General features: G+C 67.0%; 14 protein-coding genes and 1 pseudogene. 5 read left to right on the top strand and 10 right to left on the bottom strand.

The annotated features are described in order from the left end of the window. The first annotated feature begins 73 nt into the window (after window positions 1–73). Window positions 74–859 (top strand): carbohydrate ABC transporter permease, encoded by a 786-nt coding sequence (locus tag ACTWQA_RS31740; protein WP_443162694.1) that lies wholly within the window; start codon window positions 74–76, stop codon window positions 857–859. Between the two features lie 47 nt (window positions 860–906). Next, window positions 907–2,073, top strand: coding sequence for a glycoside hydrolase family 1 protein (locus ACTWQA_RS31735; RefSeq protein WP_443162693.1), 1,167 nt, complete (start codon window positions 907–909; stop codon window positions 2,071–2,073). Window positions 2,074–2,238: 165 nt separating this feature from the next. Here ACTWQA_RS31735 and ACTWQA_RS31730 read toward each other — a convergent pair whose 3' ends face one another. Both ACTWQA_RS31730 and ACTWQA_RS31725 read right to left on the bottom strand, forming a co-directional pair. Then, window positions 2,239–3,066: a pyrroline-5-carboxylate reductase family protein gene (locus tag ACTWQA_RS31730; protein WP_443162788.1), complete on the bottom strand. Its 828-nt coding sequence runs from the start codon at window positions 3,064–3,066 to the stop codon at window positions 2,239–2,241. Between the two features lie 75 nt (window positions 3,067–3,141). Continuing rightward, window positions 3,142–3,678, bottom strand: a complete 537-nt coding sequence (locus ACTWQA_RS31725) for a TetR family transcriptional regulator (protein ID WP_443162692.1) — start codon at window positions 3,676–3,678, stop codon at window positions 3,142–3,144. Window positions 3,679–3,775: 97 nt separating this feature from the next. On the opposite strand from ACTWQA_RS31725, the gene ACTWQA_RS31720 reads away from it, so the two are divergent. Further along, window positions 3,776–4,996 (top strand): saccharopine dehydrogenase family protein, encoded by a 1,221-nt coding sequence (locus ACTWQA_RS31720; RefSeq protein ID WP_443162691.1) that lies wholly within the window; start codon window positions 3,776–3,778, stop codon window positions 4,994–4,996. A gap of 308 nt (window positions 4,997–5,304) precedes the next feature. On the opposite strand, the gene ACTWQA_RS31715 is transcribed toward ACTWQA_RS31720, so the two are convergent. Then, window positions 5,305–6,579, bottom strand: coding sequence for an MFS transporter (locus ACTWQA_RS31715; protein WP_443162690.1), 1,275 nt, complete (start codon window positions 6,577–6,579; stop codon window positions 5,305–5,307). A gap of 339 nt (window positions 6,580–6,918) precedes the next feature. Here ACTWQA_RS31715 and ACTWQA_RS31710 point away from each other — a divergent pair, with 339 nt between their 5' ends. Both ACTWQA_RS31710 and ACTWQA_RS31705 read left to right on the top strand, forming a co-directional pair. Beyond that, window positions 6,919–8,397 carry a family 43 glycosylhydrolase gene (locus ACTWQA_RS31710; protein ID WP_443162689.1) on the top strand — a complete coding sequence of 493 codons (1,479 nt, stop codon included), beginning with the start codon at window positions 6,919–6,921 and terminating at the stop codon, window positions 8,395–8,397. 13 nt (window positions 8,398–8,410) lie between these two features. Next, entirely contained in the window at window positions 8,411–10,801 is a 2,391-nt protein-coding gene (locus tag ACTWQA_RS31705) for a family 78 glycoside hydrolase catalytic domain (RefSeq protein ID WP_443162688.1), read from the top strand. Here the strand turns inward: ACTWQA_RS31705 and ACTWQA_RS31700 are convergent. The 7 genes and pseudogenes from ACTWQA_RS31700 to ACTWQA_RS31670 form a co-directional block, all read right to left on the bottom strand. Further along, entirely contained in the window at window positions 10,795–12,066 is a 1,272-nt protein-coding gene (locus ACTWQA_RS31700) for an amidohydrolase family protein (RefSeq protein ID WP_443162687.1), read from the bottom strand. The genes ACTWQA_RS31705 and ACTWQA_RS31700 overlap by 7 nt on opposite strands. Further along, a complete protein-coding gene (locus ACTWQA_RS31695) occupies window positions 12,053–13,171 on the bottom strand; it encodes a CoA transferase (protein WP_443162686.1) in 1,119 nt (372 codons plus the stop codon). The genes ACTWQA_RS31700 and ACTWQA_RS31695 overlap by 14 nt, the downstream gene beginning before the upstream one ends. Then, window positions 13,168–14,112: an enoyl-CoA hydratase/isomerase family protein gene (locus tag ACTWQA_RS31690; RefSeq protein WP_443162685.1), complete on the bottom strand. Its 945-nt coding sequence runs from the start codon at window positions 14,110–14,112 to the stop codon at window positions 13,168–13,170. Before ACTWQA_RS31690 ends, ACTWQA_RS31695 begins: the two co-directional genes overlap by 4 nt. A 98-nt stretch (window positions 14,113–14,210) precedes the next feature. Next, on the bottom strand, window positions 14,211–14,720 hold the full coding sequence (locus ACTWQA_RS31685; RefSeq protein ID WP_443162787.1) for a substrate-binding domain-containing protein: 510 nt from the start codon (window positions 14,718–14,720) through the stop codon (window positions 14,211–14,213). Window positions 14,721–15,185: 465 nt separating this feature from the next. After that, window positions 15,186–15,356 (bottom strand): annotated as a pseudogene (locus tag ACTWQA_RS31680) (LacI family DNA-binding transcriptional regulator); the annotation flags it as partial. A 161-nt stretch (window positions 15,357–15,517) separates the two neighbouring features. Then, the gene (locus ACTWQA_RS31675; protein ID WP_443162684.1) at window positions 15,518–15,922 is read right to left on the bottom strand and encodes a RidA family protein; all 405 of its coding nucleotides are present in this window, start codon (window positions 15,920–15,922) and stop codon (window positions 15,518–15,520) included. A gap of 473 nt (window positions 15,923–16,395) precedes the next feature. After that, on the bottom strand, window positions 16,396–17,010 hold the full coding sequence (locus tag ACTWQA_RS31670; RefSeq protein ID WP_443162683.1) for an AfsR/SARP family transcriptional regulator: 615 nt from the start codon (window positions 17,008–17,010) through the stop codon (window positions 16,396–16,398). Window positions 17,011–17,147: the final 137 nt, after the last annotated feature.

Here is a 17,147-nt window from a genome sequence, read left to right as displayed (position 1 = left end):
TGGCCGAGCTCACCCGTCCCGGGCGCGGCCAAGGCGCAGGCGCCGAAGCGCGGGCGGCGTGTATGTCCTCCTCATGGCACTGGCTGTGATCTTCGTCGGCCCGATCCTCTGGCTGCTGCTGGCGGCGCTCAAAACCCGCGAGGAGTGGGCGGCGGTGCCCGCCAAGATCCTGCCCGAGCAGGCACAGTGGAGCAATTTCGCCCACGCGCTCACCGACATCAACTTCCCCGCCTACGCCATGAACTCGTTGTTCCTGGCCACGACCTACGCGCTTCTCATCACCGCGTCCAGCGCGGTGGTCGGGTTCGGATTCGCCCGCCTGCGGGCTCCCGGCAAGCGCGTAATGTTCCTCGTGCTGCTGGCCACGATGATGTTGCCCCAGATCCTGACGCTCCTGCCGACATACGTGCTGTTCTCGCGGCTCGGGCTCGTCAACACCTATTGGCCGTGGGTCCTGTGGGGTCTGGCCGCCTCGCCCTTCCTGGTGTTCCTGTTCCGGCAGTTCTTCGCGGCGATCCCGCGCGAACTGGAGGACGCGGCGATCATCGACGGCTGCGGCTGGGGAAGGATCTTCTTCAAGGTCTTCCTGCCTCTGTCCCGTCCGGTGCTGATCACGGCGTTCCTGCTCTCCTTCACCTGGAGCTGGGGTGACTACATCGCGCCGGCGCTGCTGCTGGACATCGATCACACGACGCTCTCCGTGGCCATCACGGCCTGGTACCAGGACCCGCGCGGCAACCCCCTGCCGACCGTGCAGGCGGCCGCCGCTGCCCTCTACGTCATCCCAGTGATGCTGATCTTCCTGTTCGCGCAGCGCTATTTCGTCCGGAGCGTCGTCGCGTCCGGAATCAAAGGTTGACCAGATCAGAAGTTCCCAGAACCCTGCCGACAAAGAATGAGAGACCTATGCACATGCCGCGCCAGTTCCCAGCCGACTTCCTGTGGGGCGCCTCGACCGCAGCCCACCAGATCGAGGGAAACAACGTCAACAGCGACTGGTGGCAGCTCGAACAGTCCCGGCCCGGCGTGCAACCTAGTGGCGACGCGCTCGACAGCTACCACCGCTTCGAGGAAGACATGCGGCTGCTCGCCCAGGCCGGGTTCAACGCCTACAGGTTCAGCATCGAATGGGCCCGGATCGAACCTACGCGCGGACGCTTCTCCCGAGCGCTGCTCGCCCACTATCGGCGGATGATCGACACCGCTCGCAGCTTGGGCCTGACACCGATCGTTACCCTGCATCACTTCACTCAGCCGGTCTGGTTCGGCGAAGCAGGAGGATGGCTCGCAGCCGACGCGACCGATCTGTTCGCGCGGTATGCCGAGCAAGTCTGCTCGATTCTCGACGGTGTGGAGTGGGTCTGCACCTTCAACGAGCCCAACGTCGTGGCGCTCATGCACGGCGCCCGGCGAATCGGCGCGGGCCAGGAGTTCCCTCCAGGCATGCTGCCCGACGAGGAGATCGGCGCCGCCCTGGTCAGCGCGCACAAGACCGTCGCGCCGCTGATCCGTGACCTGGTGGGTGCCAAGGTTGGTTGGACGATCGGCAACCAAGCGTTCCAGGCGGCCCCGGGCGGTGAGGCGAAGCTGGCCGAGGTGCAGTGGATCTGGGAGGATATGTACCTCGAACCCGCCCGCCATGACGACTTCGTCGGTGTCCAGACCTACACCAGCCAATTCGTCGACCAGGACGGAATCCAACCGCATCCCGACCATCCCGACAACACTCTGATGGGTTGGGAGTACCGCCCTGACGCCATCGGCATCGCCGTACGCCACACCCACGATGTCGTGGGCGACGTCCCCATCCTCATCACCGAGAACGGCCTCGCCACCGACGATGACCAACGCCGTATCGCTTACACCCAGGAGGCTCTCGGTCACCTCCGAGATGCCATCGAGGACGGCATCGACGTCCGCGGTTACCTGCACTGGAGCCTTCTCGACAACTACGAGTGGGGCCGCTGGGAACCCACCTTCGGACTCGTCGCCGTCGACCACGAGACCTTCGAGCGCCGCCCCAAGCCCAGCCTGGGCTGGCTCGGAGCCGTCGCGAAAGCCAACAAGATCTGAGTCGGGAACCGCGACGCCTTTCTTTGGACCCGAGAGTGCGTTACGCGAATTCTGCCCGTTTCGTTGTTCGCGGTTGGACCGGCTTTCGTGGGTGGCGATCCACCGTGCGGTCCACGGGCGCGACCGGGCAGCCGTGAGCACGGGCTCGTTCAACGTGTGCTTCGGCTATTCCGCCTCGCTATGCGCGAGGATTGGCGGTATCGGCTTCGAGGCTTCGTTGTCCGCAGTGGCCTGAAAAGCTGCGCGCCATGCCGCGGAGAGATCGTGGCGGCTGGCCTGGATCGCGGCCGCCGTATTGCCACCCGGAACTGCGACGCGGGCCACAATCTCATCCAGGGATGATCCATGCTCGAGTAGCTGGCTGACGGCGTGCACGCTTTGTACAACAAGCTGTTCGGCAAGCTCGATCGGGAGTGTCGCGCCACGCTCGCTCTGGGCAGCGATCATCGACTGGGCCACGCTGGCCAACAGAGCGGCACCGCAGGAAGCGAGGTCGGTCGCAGCCCGTCCCTGCTGCTCTCGTATCAAGAACGGGTGTGAGAACCCGCGCAGCATCTCCAGAAGATGCTCGGTGGCGTGCTCAGTCAACCGCGGACCAGGCATCAGGAGCGTTGCGCCTGCGCCGATTTCATTGCCGACACTTGGAATCAGTTTGGCCACTTGGCCGGGTACCGCTTCACTCAGGAGGTGCAGTGGCAGCCCATTGTTGAGGGTGAGCACGATGTGATGGCCTGCCAACTGCGGCCGCAACTCGTCGAGCACAGCGGCCAAATCTGCGTTACGCACGCACAACACAATCACGTCTGCCCGGTTGGGCAGCTCTGTAAGCGGGACGAGCGTCGCATCAGGCACCGTGTCCCTTAGCCGTGCAATGCTCCTCTCCGACCGCCCGGCAGCGAACAGTCGGCCTGACCCGACGGATCTGCAGAACCCAGCCGCCAGGGTCAGCCCCATTCGACCCAAGCCGACGATGCCCACCCCTCTGCTTGCCATCATGGGAAAATTCTCGCAGTTCCGTTGGTTCGTGCGCATCGTTCGATCGCAGTGGACCGGGTTCGATGGGCGGTCTCAGTCGTCGAGAGTGGCGAGCAGGGTACGGGCGGCTTGCTGTGCCTGCCGTGTGCGGCTACTGGAGTCGACTCCCTGTAGGTGGAAGTACCAGTGCGCCTCCACAAGACAGGCCAGAGCGTAAGCGACCTGTTCGATGCGCTCAGCGTCGGCCTGCGGATATGCCACACCAAGCTGTTGTTCGATCGCGGGTAGCCATCGGCCGGTCCACAGCTCGTGCAGGCGTTGCCGGACGGTCTGGTCGCGGGCCGATCTGGCCACCAATTCGGCCCAGATCACCAAGTCCTCATGGCTGTGGTAGGCGCCGGGCTCGAAGAGGCGATCAAGCCGGTCTTCGATCGGCTCCTTCGCGTGTCGCGGATCGTCGCCGACCATCCGGTCGCCGTACTCGGCCACGGCATTGGTGATGAACGAGGCCATCAGCTCGTCTCTGCTGCCGAAGTAGTGCAGCACGAGGGTGCGTTGCAGTCCGGCCGCTGCAGCGACGTTGGCGATGGTGATGCCAGTCAGTCCGTCGCGGGCCACGACCCCGGCCATGGCGCTCAGGATCTCTCGCATGCGTTGACGAGCCTTGCTTGGCCGCCCTAGTTTATTGACTGACATAACAGTAAATATATTAGCGAGGAGTACCGTTGTGCGAGTACTGGCCTTGGGTGGCGCCGGTGGGGTAGGTAAGCATGCTTGTCGCGTAGCTGCCGGTCTTGAGCAGGTCACCGAACTGACGGTGACCGACCTGGACGAGCGCCGGGCCGAACGGACTGCGGCCGCATTGGGGCCACACGTGCGCGGCAGGCTACTAGACGTGACCGATACCGCGGCGTTGAGAGAAGCACTGGCCGACACCGACGTGGTGATCAACACCGTGGGGCCGTTCTTCCGCTTCGGCGTACCGATCCTCCGCGCCGCGATCGACGCGGGCTGCTCTTACCTGGACATCTGCGACGACTGGGAGCCGACCGCCCCGATGCTGAAACTGAACGATCTGGCTCGATCGGCCGGCGTCACCGCGCTGGTGGGCATGGGCGCGAGCCCGGGAATCACCAATATCCTCGCCGTCCTCGCCGGCCAGCAACTGGACACCGTGGAGAAAGTCATCACGGGTTGGAATCTCGAGGCCGCAGCTCCGGAGCCCACGCACAACGGCAAGCCAGGTGCGGCGGTGGTGCACGGTGTCCAGCAAATCACCGGAACGATCCGGGTGACCCGGGACGGCAGGGCTGTCGACGAACGCCCGCTGCGTTCGGAGCGGCTCGACTACCCCGGCGTCGGCCGCAGAATCGCCAGGACCTTCGGACACCCGGAAGCGATCACGTTGGCGCGCGTGTATCCAGGTGCGACAACTGTCAATGTCGCCTTTGCTGGTCCAGGGGTGATGGCAGCGGTTACTGCGATCGGTATCGCCGTGGACCGGGGCATCCTGTCGCCTCTCCGGGCCGCTTCGGTCATCGAGCGAGCCGAACGCTGGCTGCCGAGCACGTTCGAACGGGCGCTGGCGCCTGGACGGCTACCCCCGGTTTTCGCGCTGGCGACCGGTACGCGCGACAATCGTCCGGCCACCGTTGGGTGCGCGCTGGCGCAGCTCCCGGGCACCACCATGGGCGAAGTGACCGGAGTTCCGATGGGCGTCGCCCTCGGATTGCTCCCGGGCGCTGAATCCGGCGTGCACACCCCGGAGACCCTGCTCGACCCGAGGAGCTTCTTCGCCGCGCTGGCCCCGCACTGCCTTGGCGCGCCTGATCCCGACGCCATGGTCGTCATTACCCGCTCATGGGATTCCGCACCAGAAAACACACTTCACGCGGCCTTCGCCCAAGCACGTGCGGCAATCGCGAACGATCCTCGGTATTGGCCATAGTCCCAACATGCGGCCACCTGCCGAGGCCGGTCGGTTGAGGGCCGAACTGCCTACGCCGGCCGTGATCCTGGATACCGTCCTCGATCCCGCGCTCGTCGGGAAACTCGATCAGACGAGAACCGAACCACGGGTTCCTCGCCCAGGCTACAGTGCTCTGCAACGGGGAGCTGGCACAGGGCTCGGAGACGTGTCGGATCGAGCACCATCCGATACCCATGGACTCGCTTTCGGAGTGCGTTTGCGCTGGCCTCCGCCCGTGATGTGATCGTGTCGATGTGTAGCGTTGCCCGTGCTCACGGCATGGAATATCAGCGCACGCTGCGGATTTTCGCGGCGGTCACGATGGTGCCGAACGTAAGGACCGCGCCCGACAAGAACAGGACGCCATAGTTTCCCCCGCCGCCGAGCCCCAGGATCAGTGGGGCGATGAGCGGGGCGAGGGCGCCCGCGAGGGTGGAGGAGAGGTAGTAGATGCCCATGTACTTGCCTGCCTCGTCCTTCTCGGGCATGACATCCGAGGCGAGGGCGAGGTCGACCGAGCTGAACGCGCCGGTGCCCGCCGATAGTAGGACTCCGCCGACGGCGAAGAGCAGGAACGAGGACGCGGTCGAAGCGACCACGAGTCCGGCGATGATGAGGCCAGCCGCGAGGTAGATGAAGGGCTTGCGTCGCTTGGTGCGGTCGGAGAGCGCGCCACCGCCGATCGAGAAGCCGACCATGGCCAGCAGGCTGAGACCGCCGACCGCCGCGAGCTGACGGCCGGCCTCCTCGGGCGTGAAGCCCAGGCGGTCCAGCAGGAGGTAGAACTGGTAAGTGGTGAAGAACGTGGACCCGACGGACAGGCAGAACTTTCCGATCCATACGAGCGCGAAGTCGGGATGCCTGAGCGGGTTGAACCACAGGTTCTTGAACACGTCGAGGATCGATCCGACCCCCAGCTTCTCCGGTGCCGGCCGATCGGGGATCACCAGCAGATACACCAGGGCGGTGACGCCGAGAACAGCCACCGGGGTCAGGAACAGGACATAGATGTTGCCGGTCAGGAAACTGCCCAGCAGCGTCGAGCCGACGCCGGCGAGCGCGGAGGCCACTCCGCCGAGTGCGCCGACTTTGCCGCGCTGCTCCGCGGGCACTCGTTCGGCCAGGAACGGGTTGATCGCGGCACTGACCGCGGCGTTGGCTATTCCCACGACGACATAGCCGGAAATCATGACCACGACCGTGGGGGCGGCAGCGATGATCATCGCGCCGAGTGCCGACAGCACGAGACCCGCCGCGAGGAAGGGCCGCCGCCGCCCCCATGCCAGCCGGGTCCCGTCGCTCATCACGCCCACAGGCAGGCTCACGACAAGGCTGATCAGCATTCCGAGGCCGACGACGAGGCCCAGGCTCGCATCCTTGTTCGCCGGGTCGATCAGCTGCACTTTGTAGGCGAGGCTGAACAGAGCCGGCAGCAGCAACGTCAGCTGGAAACCGAACATCGTTAGCGCGTAGACCGCGATGGTCCAGCCGCCGACGCGGGGCAGGTTCTCCGGCGGATCGGCGCTCACGGTGGACTCGGCAGGGGGGTTCGGGGTGGTCACGGTGCCTCCAGTGGCGGACCGGATGGGTCTAGGGCGTCAGGGCATCGGCCCCTGCGACGTTGTCGAGCTAGCGCGGACTTGGCTGAGGCCGGCGTCGGAAGGCGGGCTCCTGTGCGGGCCGAGCCCTGCGGCCCCGTGTTCGGGGGTGCGTCCCACGACGGGCTGGTGGGCCTGTGGCTGGGATAGGCCATCCTGGCCCCTCCAGGAGTTTCGTCACTTTCGCGTGCAAGCTTGGCGGTACCGTAACTCTCCTAAACTTTCGCGCACAAGTACTTGCGCGCGAAAGTTATGATGCCTACAGTCGGGGGCCTTGTCGTCCGGTGATAGAGGAGCTGCAGAATGACGACGACACCCATCATCGCCGGGTTCCACCCCGACCCGACCATCTGCCGGGTGGGCGACATCTACTACGTCGCCAACTCCAGCTTCGAGTTCGCGCCAGGCGTGCCGATCCATCGCAGCACCGACTTGGTGACCTGGACGTTGGTGACCAACGCGCTGCAGCGTTCCGATCAGCTTGATGTCCACGCCGCCCCGGCGAGCACAGGAGTGTACGCACCGACTCTTCGCTACCACGGGGAGAAGTTCTGGCTTGTCACGACGAACGTTGTGGAGTTCCACCGGGGACAGCTGATCGTCTCGGCCGACGATCCGGCGGGCCCATGGTCCGAGGCAGTCCACGTGGACGGCGCTATCGGGATCGACCCCGATCTCTTCTGGGACGAGGACGGGACGTGCCACCTCACCTGGGCATCAGCCGCGCCCGAGCTAACCGGCATCGCCAGCGCTCCGATCGACCCTGCGACGGGCAAGATGCTCGCTCCGCCACGGTTGCTCTGGAACGGGACAGGTTTGGCCTTTCCGGAGGGCCCTCATCTTTACCGGCGTGACGGCTGGTGGTACCTCATGCTCGCCGAAGGCGGCACGGAGCGGGGCCACGCGGTTACCATCGCGCGCTCCCGTTCGCTTGACGGGCCCTTCGAGGCGGCGCCCACCAACCCGATCCTCACCCATCGCAGCTCCAGCCATCGCGTACAGAACACCGGCCACGCCGACCTCGTCCAGCTGGCCGACGGCTCCTGGGCGATGGTGTATCTCGGGGTGCGCCCTCGGGGCCGGACCCCGATGTTCCATGTCAACGGCCGTGAGACGTTCATCGCGGGCGTGGAGTGGGTCGACGGCTGGCCCGTGGTCGACGAGGAACGCTTCACCCCCAGCCCTCCGGACCACTCGTTCGTCGATCGGTTCGACTCCGGCGAACTCGACCCGCGCTGGGTATCGCCGAACCTGTTCCCACACACGTTCGCCAGGTGGGAGGCTCCTGGCCGCCTGGTGCTCACAGCGCCTGCACAGGGAGACCCCAGGCCGGTGTTGTCGGCGCGAGCACGAGACCTCGAGTGGACCGCGGAGACCCAACTCGACACCACCAGAGGGACTGGGCGCTTCCTCGTTCGGCACGACGATTCCCACCGGTACGGGCTGACGGCCGACGCCGAGACGGTTGAGGCCACCGTGGTCATCGGGCCTGCGAGCACGACCGTAGCGCGGGTCCCGATTCCGCCGGGCGACAGTGTGCGGCTGCGCATCTCGGTCCGGGAACCGGTGGCGACGGGTCCCATGCCACCGTCGGAGCCTGACCTCGTGGAACTGACCGTTCTCGCCGCCGACGGGACCTCCCAGGTCCTTGGCACGTTCGACGGACGCTATCTGTCGACGGAAGTGGCCGGTGGCTTCACCGGTCGCACGTTCGGCGTCGAGCCGGTCGACGGCGAGGTCGTGGTTCAGCAGATCTCCTACCGTGCCGAAGCCGTCAGCTGAGGAGCCTGCCTTCATGTCTTTCGTCACAGCGCCGTTTTCCGTCGAGGTGCCCTACTTCCGGCGCGAGTTCACCGCCGACGCGCCACCCGACCGTGCCCGGCTCCAGGTGACAGCACTGGGCACCGTCGAGCCGTACCTGAACGGCATCCGCGTGGGCGATGAGGTGCTGGCGCCCGGGTGGACCTCCTACCGGCACCGGCTCCAGGTGAGCACCCATGACGTCACCGGGCTGGTCCGCCCAGGAGTCAACGCCCTGGGCGCGATCGTCGGCGAGGGCTGGGCGGCCGGGCGCCTGGGCTACGAGGGCAAGCGGCATCACTACACCCAGCGGCCCGCCTTGTACATGCGGCTGGAGCTCACGTACGGCGAGCAGACGACGACCGTGGTCACCGACAAGCAGTGGACGGCGGGCACCGGTGCGGTGCTGGCCGCGAGCCTGTACGACGGTGAGACCTACGACGCGCGGCTCGAGCCGGACGGCTGGAATCTGCCCGGTTTCACCGGCGACTGGTCGCCGGTGGAGCCCTTCGACTGGGACCTCCGCACCTTGGTGCCCACGGTCGACACCCCGATCCGGCGGATCGAAGAGCTGACCCCGGTGGCGACCTTCGTCAAGGACGGCAAGACGATCGTCGACTTCGGGCAGAACCTGTCCGGCTGGGTACGGCTGGCCGTCACCGGCGAGGCCGGGCAGAGCGTGACGATCCGCCACGCCGAGATCCTGCGGGACGGCGAGCTCGACACCGAAACCCTGCGCACGGCCCAGGCCACTGACCGCTACACTCTGCGCGGCGGCGCCCAGGAAATCTGGGAGCCGCGCTTCACCTTCCACGGCTTCCGCTACGCCGAGATCGATGGCCCGTTCGACGAGGTGAAGGCGGTGGTGGTGCACAGCGACATGCGCCGTACCGGCTGGTTCGACACCTCGCACGAGCTGCTGAATCGCCTGCACCAGAACTCCGTCTGGTCGATGCGTGGCAACTTCGTCGGCCTGCCGACCGACTGCCCGCAACGCGACGAGCGCCTCGGCTGGACCGGCGACCTCAACGCCTTCGCCCCGACAGCCGCTTTCCTGTACGACGTGCGCGGCATCCTTGGTTCCTGGCTGGAAGACCTCGCCGCGGAGCAGCACGAGAAGGGCTACGTGCCCTGGGTGGTGCCGGACATCTTGTCCAACCCCTCTTCTCCCACCGCCCTGTGGAGCGACGTCGCCGTCAGCCTGCCATGGCTTCTCTATCAGGAATACGGTGACGAGGAAATTCTCAGGAGGAGTTACGACTCCATGGCCGCCTTCATCCGTGACGTCGAGACCCGGCTCGACGACAACGGGCTGTGGAGCAGCGGCTTCCAGTTTGGCGACTGGCTCGACCCCGACGCGCCCCCGGACAACGCCGGAGGCGGCAAGACCGACCGGCATCTCGTGGCAGCCGCCTACCTGGCCAAGACCACCCGGGAGATGACTGACACCGCCCGCATCCTAGGCACGGCCGACGCCGGATACTTCGCGTCATTGGCCGAACGGACGAGAGAAGCGTTTCGGGCGGAATATGTCACCAAGCACGGGCGGGTCTCCGGCGAGACGGCCACGGCCTATGCGCTTGCCATCTGCTTCGACCTGCTGGACCCCGACCAAGAGGTGCACGCTGGCAAGCGCCTGGCCGCGCTGGTCGCCAAGGCCGGATTCAAGATCTCGACCGGCTTCGCGGGCACCCCGCTCATCCTGCCGGCCCTGAGCAGGACCGGTCACTTGGAGGAGGCCTATCTGCTGCTCCTGGAGACGGACTGTCCCTCTTTCCTGTATCCGGTCACCATGGGCGCGACCACGATCTGGGAGCGCTGGGACGCCGTCCGTCCCGACGGCACGCTCAACTCCACCGGCATGACCTCGCTCAACCACTACGCCCTCGGCGCGGTCTGCGACTGGCTGCACAAGACGGTCGGCGGCTTGACCTCCCTCGAGCCTGGTTACCGGCGGATGCGCATCGCCCCCAAGCCCGGCGGCGGCCTCACCCACGCCACGCTCAGCCACGGGGGCACACGCATCGCCTGGCGCGTCACCGACGGCTTCAGCCTGGACGTCACCATCCCGAACGGCAGCCAGGCCACCGTCGAGCTGCCCGACGGCCAGACCTTCGAGATCGCGGGCGGCACCCACTCCTTTGCCTGCGACCTGATCCAGCCCATGCGCGAGCCGTACACCATGGACACTCCGTTGAAGACGCTCACTGGCGACCTGGCGGTGTGGCGGGCGCTGACCGAGGTGTTCGCCAAGCACTTCCCCGGCATCCCCCTCGACGGCACCGCCCCGGAGGCGGCCGAATACTCCCTCAACCGGATCCTGGCCTTCGTGCCGGGCGCCTCCGAGGAGCTGAAGAAGGACCTGGAAAGGGCACTGACTCAGTAGACGATCCGGCCACCGATGATCGTGTTTCGGACCCGCCCGGCGTCCGGCTCTTCGAGGACCTCCTGGAGAGATCCCTCCAGGAGGACCAGATCGCCGGCGGCGCCTCGCCGTACCTCCGCAGGCCCTGATCGGGGCAGGTTTCCAGGGGTAAGGTAGCCGTTCAGCGCAACCCGTACGCTCACCCGCTCCTCATGGCCGATGACCCGGTCGCGTGCGGCGGCCATCACCTGCCAAGGGTCGGCCGGGCCGTACGGGGCGTCGCTGGACGGCACGGTCATCACACCGGCCTCCAGCAGGCTGCGATACCGATACAGGTCGCCCGGTGCAGTGTCGCGGGCCATCTCCTCACCACGATCGGCCAGGAAACCCGGCTGGGTCACCACGCGCAACCCGTGCGCGCGGATGCGTTCGACGCCCCAGGCGGGCACGACGGCGGCGTGTTCCAGCCGATCACCGTCGAGCGAGCTGGTCTCGTCGAGTGCGGTCAGGGCCAGCAGCAGCGCCTCCGTCGTCAGGCAGTGCATGGCGACGGGCCGCCGGGTGGCGTGGACGGCGGAGATCTCCGAGATGAGATCGCTGAGGCCAGGGAGCGCATCATCGCGGATGATGATCTTCCGTGGTGCGCTTCCGCGGGACGCGCCCAGGAGCTGCACCCGCTGCGGAAGCACGACCTCTTCCAGCCCGGGGGTCGCGTCGGTAACCGACGTGACACCCCAGCGAGCCAAGGCCGCGGCGACGGGACGCAGGTTAGGCGAGCGCCGGACGTCGCGCACGAGATGATCGCCTCGCCACAGCCGTCCGGTAGGGGAGCCGTCCGCCGCTCTCTCGATGCTCGGGTCGTCCTTGCGATCCAGCTCCAGCAGCCTGATGGCGGCGGTGTTGAGAATCCACAGGGAGCCGCCGCGATGTTGCAGCTTCACCGGGCGGTGAGGTTGCAGCAGGTCGAGCGCCTGCGCATCCAGCGTCAGCACGCAGCCGACCCCGCGGACCCATCCGGCGGCATCTGGCGTCGCCTGCGCCAGCACCTCGCGCAGATCCCGCTCGCTCCGTACGGCAGGTGGGCCGCACTGCACCGACTGCATGGCCGCGGCCCAGGCGTTCAAGTGGACATGGTGATCGGTCAGGCCGGGCAGCAGCACGCCTCCCTTGCCGTCGAGCACCTCCTCCCGAGGGCCGGGGCGAAGGGAGCCCATCTCGCTGATCCGCCCCGATGCCAGCCGTACATTGACACGCCGCCCGTGGACCTCGACGTCACGAATCAACATGGCCCAGCTTAGCCCGCAGCCACGTCGTGTCCTGGCCCGGCGAAGCAGCCGAGACCGGGGGAACCGTGCGAGCCCGGGGACCGGGGGCGGACACGACCGGCGTGGCCGGAGAGCCGCGGGAGACGGTGCTCGCCGCGACCGAGGCCATGGCGACGTCCAGCACCTCACGGCCGCCCGCTTCCAGGCTGGCTACCACGCGGCAGGCGGAGTACAGGCCGGTGAGCGGGTCGGCGATGGCATCGCCGCAGAACACCGGCCCCGCGTCAGCCCAGGCCACCAGCCCCGCCGCAGCGGCCACGTCATCGCCGAATCCCACTCGGTCATGATCGCGGCCGTAGGCGGTGATGGACAGCCACACCGTTCCTGACGCCGCGACCGCGTCGGCGTTCAGGCCCCAGCGGGCCAGCGCCCGGGGACGGGAGGCTTCGATGACCACATCAGCCGCCTCGACCAGCGCATCGAGGGCGGGGTCGTGCGGCTCCAGGACGACCGACCGGTGTCCAGCGTGAAGAAGGTCGAAGAAGCCCTGATGGCCAGAGCGCGCGCCGTCCGGCCGCCCGGGTGTTTCGACCTTCACGACCTGAGCCCCCGCCAGCCCCAGCAGGTGCGCGCAGAGCGGCCCGGCCCACAGCGCGCTGAAGTCCACGACGAGCAGGTGGCGCAGATCGGGGGCTCGCACGGGAGCCGCTGACGGAGCGGGGCTCGACCATTCACCGACCGTCGCCGCGGCCAGCCCCAGCAGCCGGGCGCGCTCAGTCACCTCGGATACGGCGCGCCCACGGCACCAGAGGCCCACGCTCTCCCAGGTCATCGGCTCGCCGATCAGCGCCGAGACGAGATCGGGGTCGTCCGGGCGCGCGCACGAGAGCGCCACCCATCCGTCGGTTCCCTCCAGCAGGCGGCACGACCCGCCGACGGAAATCTGGCCACGGCGTGCGCGTCCGGTCAGTGCCGCTCTTTCCGTGAGAAGGACGGTGCCGTCGACGCCCAGCACGGCTCCCCATTCCGCGGCAGCTTCGGCCGTACGGTGCCCAGGATCGAGCGGTAGGCCATCCGCGTGCCCGGTCAGCGCGGCCAGCGCCGACGCGACCCAGGCCGAAGTCATGGTTGTACCTCGTCTACCAGTCCCCACGCGAGGGCATCCGAGGCGGTGAGAGTCTCCCCTGTGAGCGCCAGCCAGGCCGTCCGCCAGCGGCCGATGCGGCGGGCCAGGCTTACGGTCCCGCCCGCGCCGGGGATCAGTCCCATGCTCAGTTCGGGCAGCCGGATGCGCACATCGTGCCGTGCCACGAGCCGTCCCGCGAAAGCCGGCAGCTCGATTCCCGCGCCGATGCAGTTGCCCTGGAGGTATGCGGTGGTGCGTTCGGCGACCCGGTGAAGCGCCATCCCCGCCGAGCGCGCTGTGCGCAGCAGATGAGCCGAGGCGGGATCGCGGCTCGTGCCGAACTCGTCCAGGTCGCCGCCCGCGCAGAAGTCCGGTCCGTGACCACGCAGCTCCACGCTGAGCGATGGATCTCCTGCCGCCACCGCCAACGCATCGCACAGCGCCTCCCGCATGGCGGCGTTGAAGGCATTGCGGCGGTCCGGGCGGCACAGGGTGATGCGCAGCGTGGCCGATTCAAGCGCCACACTGACCGGATCCGCCGTCTCCTGCGGCCGTCGGCGCGGTCGGCTGTCCAGCCAGTCGGTGAACTCCCTTCCCGCGAGCAGAGCGGAGTAGAAGGCGGACTCGGCCACGAGCGCGTCCGGGGCGGATAGCTGGGACTGTAGGTGGAGAAGCCGGCTGAGGCTGATGGCTGCGACCGGGTGCGCGCGAATGGCGGTCGTCACTGTCTGGATCGCGGCACTGAGGTCGTGAACCGTGACGAATTGGGGGCCGGATAGCGCCAGCGGCGAGAGCGTCAACGTGCAGGCGCGTGCCAGCGACATCGCCGCCTTTGCCGGACTCTCAGAGAGCACGCCGATGATCACCTGTGCACGCTCCCTCAGCCGTGCCGCCTTCGCCTCGTCAAAGCTCGAAGGTGGGACAGTGGCCAGGTCCAGCATCACCCAAGGCTCGGCCGGGACCCCATCAGGGGCGAGAGGCGGAGGGACGTCCAGCCTCTCAAGGAGTTCTGTGACCGTGATCACGTCTGCCACCCCGCTCAGGTAGTGCCCCGGTGGACCGCCTCGGCGTGGATGCCGGGGACGGGAATCTCGTCGGGTCGGACACCCCGCGCGGTGGCCAGGGCCACCTCGGCCATGTAGTGGCCGATGCTTCGGTAGTCGATGCGGACGCTCGACAAGGGTGGGCGGTAAAGGGCGGCGAGCAGGCTGTCGTCGTGAACGATGACCGCCAGGTCTTGGGGCACCCGCACGCCGAGATCGAGCGCGGCGGCCACGATGGCAGCGGCGGTGTCGTCGTTGAAGGCGGTGACTGCGGTGACCTCGGTGCTCAGCCACCGAGTGATCGTGCGCCTGGTCGCCGGGCTTCGGAGAGTGATGGACGCGCCTCCGGCGACCTTGAGGCCTAACTCTCGCGCGCGGTGGCGTACGGCTAGGCGGCGACCGTCACTGAGCCAGCGGAGCCGGTGTTCGTGAGTGCCGGCGAACGCGATGGTCGTGTGTCCGCGTTCGGCGAGATGCTCAACCTGGCGCAGCGACCCGGTGGCCACACCGGGAAGTGCGGATAGAGGACCGGGCGTGGGGCTACTCGGGAGGATACGCTGAACTCCGGCGGCCCGCATTGTGTTGAGTTGCTCCCCGTCGAACGGGACCAGGCCGATGACGACGTCGGGATCGAGCGTCTCCCATACCGGGAAGTGCGGATAGAGGACCGGGCGTGGGGCTACTCGGGAGGATACGCTGAACTCCGGCGGCCCGCATTGTGTTGAGTTGCTCCCCGTCGAACGGGACCACGCCGATGACGACGTCGGGATCGAGCGTCTCCCATAGGGGACGTGCGCGGCCATGAGGCCGCGGGCTCCAGGTGACCAGGGAGTATCCCGCCCGGTCGAGGACCAGCGCCGTCTCGTCGAGGTGCGGTTGCAGCGGAAGGGCGGCCGGCAAGTCGGGGAGGACGTACAGGACGGTCCGGTTCGATCCTCTGGCGAGGGCCTGGGCGGCGGCGGCCGGTAGCAGATCTGGGTGGCGGCTCGGAGCACGCGTTGCCGCGTTGCTGCCGGGATGCTCTGGCCTGGGGTGTTGTTCAGTACGTACCCAAGTGTGGCACGAGACAGCCCCACCGCGCGGGCGACGTCGGCGGCGGTGGGCCGTCGCACCGTTCGTAACGCTTGCGTCTCTGCTGCCATACCTCTCCCCGTAGAGCCACGCAGATGAGGCTCCAACCTTAGGCAGGCTTACTTTCGCGCGCAAGTACACCTTGATGCTGCCAAGACGGAGGGACCATAGCTGAGCACCACCGACGGCCTGAACCTCGGCGCCAGTCAAGACGAACCGATTCGTGAATCTGTCAAACACCATCATCGATGACCGCAACGGCATCCACTTCCAGGAGATACTCCGGCCTGGACAGCGCGGCGACTCCCACCAGCGTGTCTGCTGGCTTGTGGTCGCCGAACAGCGCAACTCTGCCCTGCTCGATCTGTGCGAGATGTTCACGCTTGTAGTCGGCGACGAAGATCGTTAGCTTGGCCACCTGGTCGGGACGGGCTCCAGCTGCGGCGAGCGCATGCCCGATATTGGTGAACACCTGATGAGCCTGAGCCGCCATATCGCGATGTCCGACGATGTTGCCTTCCTTGTCCTCGGCCACCTGACCCGCGACGAAGACCATTCGAGTGCCGGTGGCGACGACGACGTGGCTGTAGGTTGCCGGCGTGTCCAGCTCTTCGGGATTGATGGATTCCAATGCCATTGGAACGCCTCTCTCTGTAGGAACACATCAATACGTACTTACTCCGTCGATCGGTTCGCACCGCGACCTTGGAGATCTGGCGGAGCACGGGAGCGGAAAGGGTCGTGAACTCCGGAGTCACGACCCTCCCGAGGCATCTGTTGGCTTACCCCGTGGTCGACTGTGCTCCTCGAAGGAGTGCTGGATCCACATCGGGAACGGCGAGCCGCGGGTTGTGACCTGACGCCACGACTCTCATGACAAATCCGGCGGCCTCCTCAAGCTGCCGGGCACTGGCGAGTCCACCAACTACCGCGGGTCGTCCGCCAAGGTCTTGAATCAGGGTTGCCGCGCGATCGAGAGCACTTGAATCGTCACCGCAGATCGCCACGACAGGTGCTGACTCCTGCGGACCCACGTACGGCCACGAGGTTCCGGCGAACAGGTGAATCATCCTGTCCGCGACGAGCAACCCGCAACGGGGTGCTCCGTAATCATCGCTTCGTCCTGAAGGCGGAGGACAGCGCCTGTTCTGTCCGCGAACTGATCGCCAGTCCGAGGGTGTGAAGACGCCGGCGGAGGAGCTCGGCTGATCTACGAGCTTCCTCTCGACGACCGAGCTGCAGCTGTAGTTGGACGATCCGGACGTACAACTCCTCCGCCTCCGGATCAAGATTGCGAGCCTGTTCGAGCAGTTGCAGAGCCCGCTCAGGCTCGACCGCCGTATATCGGTGTGCGAGCTGGCTGAGGACATCGGCCTGCGAGCGGGTGAGCGGATAGCGGTGATCCTCGATCCACTCCGTTTCCATACCGCGGGCCAGTTCGCCGGCGCAGAGTTCCGCCGCCCGTCCGAGAGCGGTTGAATCAGTCCGGGCTTGCTCAAGCGCGTCCTGGAAGTCCCACAGATCCACGCTGATGAGTTGGCCGTAGATGCGATAGGTGGCGCTGTCCTTGGTCGTCGACGCGTTGATGAAGGGCGCTCGTTTGGAGTCCGGATTCACGTAGCCGGTGGCGGTGACCAAGGCGCTGCGCAAGTGCCGGAGTGCGTTGTGCACGTCCTTGCCCGTCTCGTCTGGCCACAGCGCGGTGGTGAGCTGGTCACGCGTCACGCCGGTGCGGTGGCCATCCGCGTCAGAGCTAATGAACCAGTCCCGGTCCGAAACACCTATCAGCCGCGGGTAGTTTGATCACCCGTTGGAAGAGGTTGGAGCAGGTGGCAGGACCACAGCAGGACCCCAAGCAGTCC

The sequence above is a fragment of the Nonomuraea sp. 10N515B genome, assembly GCF_052245915.1.
GTDB lineage: Bacteria > Actinomycetota > Actinomycetes > Streptosporangiales > Streptosporangiaceae > Nonomuraea.
The sequence above is the reverse complement of the archived record's forward strand: the minus strand, read 5'-3'. Positions and strand labels throughout refer to the sequence as shown.

What these genes read in the sequence shown, in the direction of transcription:
- ACTWQA_RS31740 (WP_443162694.1), top strand. Translation starts at nt 74, where the DNA reads ATGGCACTGGCTGTGATCTTCGTCGGCCCGATCCTCTGGCTGCTGCTG.
- ACTWQA_RS31735 (WP_443162693.1), top strand. Translation starts at nt 907, where the DNA reads ATGCACATGCCGCGCCAGTTCCCAGCCGACTTCCTGTGGGGCGCCTCG.
- ACTWQA_RS31730 (WP_443162788.1), bottom strand. Translation starts at nt 3,066, where the DNA reads ATGGCAAGCAGAGGGGTGGGCATCGTCGGCTTGGGTCGAATGGGGCTG.
- ACTWQA_RS31725 (WP_443162692.1), bottom strand. Translation starts at nt 3,678, where the DNA reads ATGGCCGGGGTCGTGGCCCGCGACGGACTGACTGGCATCACCATCGCC.
- ACTWQA_RS31710 (WP_443162689.1), top strand. Translation starts at nt 6,919, where the DNA reads ATGACGACGACACCCATCATCGCCGGGTTCCACCCCGACCCGACCATC.
- ACTWQA_RS31705 (WP_443162688.1), top strand. Translation starts at nt 8,411, where the DNA reads ATGTCTTTCGTCACAGCGCCGTTTTCCGTCGAGGTGCCCTACTTCCGG.
- ACTWQA_RS31700 (WP_443162687.1), bottom strand. Translation starts at nt 12,066, where the DNA reads ATGTTGATTCGTGACGTCGAGGTCCACGGGCGGCGTGTCAATGTACGG.
- ACTWQA_RS31695 (WP_443162686.1), bottom strand. Translation starts at nt 13,171, where the DNA reads ATGACTTCGGCCTGGGTCGCGTCGGCGCTGGCCGCGCTGACCGGGCAC.
- ACTWQA_RS31690 (WP_443162685.1), bottom strand. Translation starts at nt 14,112, where the DNA reads ATGCTGGACCTGGCCACTGTCCCACCTTCGAGCTTTGACGAGGCGAAG.
- ACTWQA_RS31675 (WP_443162684.1), bottom strand. Translation starts at nt 15,922, where the DNA reads ATGGCATTGGAATCCATCAATCCCGAAGAGCTGGACACGCCGGCAACC.